Annotated in this window: 2 protein-coding genes and 2 tRNA genes; all 4 read right to left on the bottom strand. The window is 38.3% G+C overall.

Annotated elements, in window-relative coordinates; all coding sequences use genetic code 11:
• Nucleotides 1-138: 138 nt before the first annotated feature.
• Nucleotides 139-214, bottom strand: a tRNA-Gly gene (locus tag PX700_RS21710).
• A gap of 16 nt (nucleotides 215-230) precedes the next feature.
• Nucleotides 231-304 (bottom strand) — tRNA-Cys (locus PX700_RS21705).
• Nucleotides 305-432: 128 nt separating this feature from the next.
• A complete protein-coding gene (gene rluF, locus PX700_RS21700) occupies nucleotides 433-1,377 on the bottom strand; it encodes a 23S rRNA pseudouridine(2604) synthase RluF (RefSeq protein WP_479521915.1) in 945 nt (314 codons plus the stop codon).
• Nucleotides 1,378-1,509: 132 nt separating this feature from the next.
• Nucleotides 1,510-2,994 carry a hypothetical protein gene (locus PX700_RS21695; RefSeq protein ID WP_479521914.1) on the bottom strand — a complete coding sequence of 495 codons (1,485 nt, stop codon included), beginning with the start codon at nucleotides 2,992-2,994 and terminating at the stop codon, nucleotides 1,510-1,512.
• Nucleotides 2,995-3,196 lie beyond the last annotated feature (202 nt).

Here is a 3,196-nt window from a genome sequence, read left to right as displayed (position 1 = left end):
CCTTGTGTCTACCAATTCCACCACCAGGGCACGCAATTCTTTATTGCGATGCTCCTAACCAATGTGTTCTAAAAAGAACGGTTAGACACCATCTTTAAAACAGTCTGCCAATGTTACATGACTGCTTTTTACAAAATTTGGAGCGACACACGAGGCTCGAACTCGTGACCTCAACCTTGGCAAGGTTGCGCTCTACCAGCTGAGCTAGTGTCGCATAAATCACTAAGAGATGGAGGCGCCTCCCGGAGTCGAACCGCGGTCCACGGATTTGCAATCCGCTGCATAGCCACTCTGCCAAGGCGCCATCTCTCTTACGGGGCTTAATGTAACCGATTTAAAAAAAGTGTCAAACAAAAATTTGCATTTGACACTCTGTTTGTAGACTTTATCGCCAAAAAACTAAAAAAACAGTTAAGGTGTTGAAAAAACGGTCTATTTCGGGCGCCAAACTTTAATTTCTGACTGTGGCTTCCCCTGCTCCTTACGATCATTTCTTCGTTTCGGTGTAGAATTACCAAATCGTTCTTCTTTTGCTTTTTCACGACGTTTTTCATTAAACGTATTGTTCGAATGATGATTACGCCCCGAGCTTGCTTTTTTAATTACTCGTACTTTACCGTCTATCTCTTGAACTTTACGTGAAGCTTCTTCTGTCTTACTTGATGAACCAATCATATTATTAATTTGACCCATTTCATCGTTAGTCAAGTAACGCCATTCACCAGACGCTAATTTACCAAGGTCAATATTCATAATACGCACACGCTTTAGCTTAAATACTTCATAATCTAAGTATTCACACATGCGACGGATCTGACGATTAAGTCCTTGTGTTAAGGTAATACGAAAAACAAAACGAGATTCTTGCTCAATCTTACACGGTAAGGTAACCGTATCTAAGATAGGCACACCCGCCGCCATCTTAGTTAAGAATTCATCAGTGATCGGTTTATCAACGCGTACTACATACTCTTTCTCATGCGCATTACCTGCACGAAGAATTTTATTTACAATATCGCCATCACTGGTTAAAAAGATCAAACCATCTGAAGGTTTATCTAAGCGACCAATTGGAAAGATACGTTGTTCATGATTAATGTAATCAACGATATTGCCTTCAACATGACGTTCAGTCGTACACGTAATCCCGACGGGTTTATTAAATGCAATGTAAATACGGTCTTGTTTCTCTTTTAATGGTTTTCCATCAACCAGAACTTCATCACCTTCAGCTACCTTTGTTCCCATTTCAGGGACTTTGCCGTTAATTGTAATACGTTGTTGGTCAATAAGCTTATCTGCTTCTCTTCGTGAGCAGTAACCCGTGTCACTAATGAATTTATTTAAACGGGTTAATTTAGGTTCTGGTGATGTCATGATGTACCTCAAAAAAGTGAACAGCCGAAGTGTAGCAGAAACGGATAAATATCCAATAAAAAAGCACCCTAAACCAATGTATAGGGTGCTTTCGGTATATAGACGCTGACGATCTGTCAGTTATATCTACAATTATTTAGTCTCTACCTTTGCCTCAACAACGTCAGTAGTCACTGGATCCGCTTTAACCAACTCAGTTTTAGCAGCGGTTGTCTCTTCTACTACACTTTCTTGAGCTTCAGCGATAGGTTCAGCGATAGGTTCAGCGATAGGTTCAGCGATAGGTTCAGCAGCTATCGGAGCTTCTTCGACTACCGCCGTTTCTGCTGATGCTTGCTCTTCCGGTTGATTATTTTCTGCAACTGCCGCTTGTTTCGCATTTTCTTCTGTTGTAACTGGTTGTGCAGTTGTTGTCTCTTTTTCTGCAACTTCTTTCTCTTTATAAGAAGCAATCACACCATTCAAATTATTAATTAAGTTATCATTTCGCTCAAGTTGCTGTGTCAGTACAAGCACTTGTTTTTGCACATTAGTACGATCACTAGTCTGCTTTTCAACCGTCACTTCGAGTGTTTTTATTTGCACCTGAAGCTCTTTAATTTTCTCTTCTAGATCAGCCGTATTATTAATATCATGCATTTTCTGTACTGAAACTAAAACCGCTTCTGTCTGCATTCTTAATGGTTGATTACGATAATCATCACCATTAATTGCTTGTGAAATAGATAATAATTTATTTTCAAACTCTAATACTGGTTGCTCAAACTGTCCATTTTTGACCGCTTTCAGTAATTTCACTTCTGCTGCCATGTTTTTTAAATGATCAAGTTGAAAACGTGTTTTAGAAACAACATCAACAATCAATGCTTTATCACGATTATTCGCTTGTACTGCTTTTTTCGCTTTATCTAGTTCCGCTTTGGCTTGACCGTAGCTAATTGGCGCGATGGTTTTAAAGCCCTTACGAGATAAGTCTGAAAACTCTTTCTCTAGCGGTTCAACATGAATTTTTAATGTCGTTTTAATCTCTGTTACTTTTGCATTAGTCAGAAATGATGCTTGCTTAGTTTGAGCTTCAGCAATGTCATTTTCAACAACGGTCACAAAAAGTGCTTTATACTGAGTATTTAGGCTTAAAAATTCTTGTGCGTAATATTTCTTTGCATCAATCTCAATCAAATATGCCATTTGTGCAATAGCATCAGACAGTACGACATCTGCAGTTTCTTTATAACTTTTAAGTTTCGAAAACTCACTATCGGCAGCCGCAACTAAAGACATGTACTTTGCTGCATAAGAACCCGAAGAGAACATTGAGTACTCTTCATTAATTAACCCTGGCTCTTTTTCAATTTCTAAAAAGATTTCTTTTGCCTCAGCCCACTCTTCCATCATTACAGTGTAGGACTCTTCTGAATAGATTGAAAAATCATCTACAGAATCAAAGGTTGTTTTATCTAATGAATATTGCTTCTGAAGCGCACCAAATGTTGATACTGATTGTACTTTGTTATTTTGCTCAGTTACAGCCACTGTTGACTCACCACCAGTACTCTGACAACCAACAACACCGACTAACGCAGAGGCAACCATTGCCATTTTAAAAAATTGTTTCATCACGAACCCATAATAATTATTTTTGAATAGACATCACAGAACATAGTAGTACAAACAAAAATTAAAATCAGCTTTTCTTATATATAAGCCTTGATTCATATTGACATCCGCATATATATAAAAAAAGCCACTCTATATTGAGTAATGCCGATCGTTTAAGGGACTTGAACGATCCTTGGTAGCCTTCATAATCGGTCTTAAA

This window comes from Pseudoalteromonas sp. TP27, from assembly GCF_056470645.1.
The sequence above is the reverse complement of the archived record's forward strand: the minus strand, read 5'-3'. Positions and strand labels throughout refer to the sequence as shown.